Annotated in this window: 2 protein-coding genes; both read left to right on the forward strand. The window is 42.6% G+C overall.

The genetic code is table 11. The features are described 5' to 3' along the window. The first annotated feature begins 283 nt into the window (after nt 1-283). The gene (locus PX636_RS08875; protein WP_125732287.1) at nt 284-961 is read left to right on the forward strand and encodes a uracil-DNA glycosylase family protein; all 678 of its coding nucleotides are present in this window, start codon (nt 284-286) and stop codon (nt 959-961) included. A gap of 3 nt (nt 962-964) precedes the next feature. Beyond that, nucleotides 965-1,510 carry a 16S rRNA (guanine(966)-N(2))-methyltransferase RsmD gene (rsmD, locus tag PX636_RS08880; protein WP_147074101.1) on the forward strand — a complete coding sequence of 182 codons (546 nt, stop codon included), beginning with the start codon at nt 965-967 and terminating at the stop codon, nt 1,508-1,510. Nucleotides 1,511-1,840: the final 330 nt, after the last annotated feature.

Consider the following 1,840-nt stretch of genomic DNA (forward strand, 5'->3'; position numbering starts at 1 on the left):
TCTTTACAATTGTTGGAGAAGTGGGGAAGTGGGGTGTAGGGTGTGGGGTGTGGGGTGTAGGGTGTGGGGTGTGGGGTGTAGGGTGTGGGGAGGAGGGGGGGGGGGAGTGGGGTGTAGGGTGTGGGGGGTAGGGTGTGGGGTGTGGGGTGTGGGGGGTGGGGTGTAGGGGGTGGGGTGTGGGGAAAAGGAAGAATAAATAAAAATAATCTCCTGAAGACTGAAGACTGATAATTTTCATTTTTGTAGTAGAATGGAGAGCCACTAATAACCGATTTCTGGAATAATGGCCGATATTAAAACCCTAATTAAACAGGTACACCAAGAGGCAAAAAAAGAGGATTTTCCCATCGATACCCTAATTTACCAAGAGGCCAAAAAAGACCCCCTTGAACCAGTTTTGTATGCAGGTAATCTGGCTAGTCAGTTATGCTTTTTTGGCCGGGATTTAGGACGAGATGAAGTGTATGCAGGACAACCTTTGATCGGGGCTGCCGGTAGAATGGTGAGAGAGGGATTTTTTCAAGCTTGGCAGGGGAGAAAATCCCATGATCGTCAAGAGCTATTATCGGTGTGCGATCGAATTTTCTTAACTAATACAGTTCCCTACAAACCTCCTGGTAATAAAGCTTATTCTGGGGAAGTGAAAGATCGTTTTCGTCCATTTATAGAAAAACTGCTCGTTTTTTATTGGCAAGGTGATCATATCATTACCCTTGGCACGGAAGCTTTTAAATGGTTTGAACCCTACGGTAAACCCAGAGAAGTAGATAAATTCTATCTTGATAAAGAACGCTTTACCAAAAAACTGCTAGTTACCCTTACCGCTACCGATGAAGATGGATTAAAACAGCAAAAGAAAGTGACTTTATTGCCTCTCCCCCATCCCTCTCCTCTCAATCAAAGATACTATGCTCTTTTTCCTGATTTATTACAAAAAAGATTAACTGAATTTGCCTTTTAACCGATGAGAATTTACGGCAATCGTCCCATAAAAACCCTAGCAGGACAATTAACCCGTCCGACGACAGCAAGGGTGCGAGAAGCTTTATTTAATATCTGGCAACAGAAATTATCTGGCTGTCGTTGGTTGGATCTTTGTGCGGGTAATGGTTCCATGGGTGCGGAAGCTTTATGTCGAGGTGCGAGTCTAGTAATCGGAATTGAACAATCAGGACGCGCTGGCGAAATTATCAAGGAAAATTGGCGCAATTTAGCAACTTCTCCCCAGCAATTCCAAGTAATTCGGGGGGATGTACTGACAAAGTTAGCCACTTTAGCGGGGAAAAGTTTTGATTTAATTTATTTTGACCCTCCCTATGAAAGCGGTTTATATTTACCGGTACTAACTGCCATCTCTCAATTTAATTTATTAGATTCTCTGGGGGAAATTGCCGTGGAACATAATCCCAAATCTTGGCAAGCAATTAATCTAGAAGGTTTAACCATTTGTCGTCAGAAACGCTACGGCAATACCACCTTAACTTTTTATCAAAAAGCAGATGTCTGCTGACCACTGACTCTTAAGGTTTGATCCCCCCTGCCCCCGTAGGGTTGATTCATGAATCAACCCTACCTTCCTAGGGAGAAGGGAGAATAAATAAAAATAATCTCCTGCCGACCGCCGGAAATGGTCAATTTTATTGGGCAGTCCAGAAAAAATTATTATTTCTCAACAAAATCACATAATTTGTCACTTTTCTTGACAATTATCCTGAGCAACCCGAGAAACTTTCTGGCAACCGCAGTTAATCGCCCCCTGTTTAAGCTATTTAAAGAAAAATTAGGGCTTATTTCGATAAAATTAGCAGTAAATAGGCTGTAACCTCCTAAAAAACTTAAA

It is taken from the genome of Microcystis sp. M53598_WE2 (assembly GCF_030067735.1).
Lineage (GTDB): Bacteria > Cyanobacteriota > Cyanobacteriia > Cyanobacteriales > Microcystaceae > Microcystis > Microcystis aeruginosa.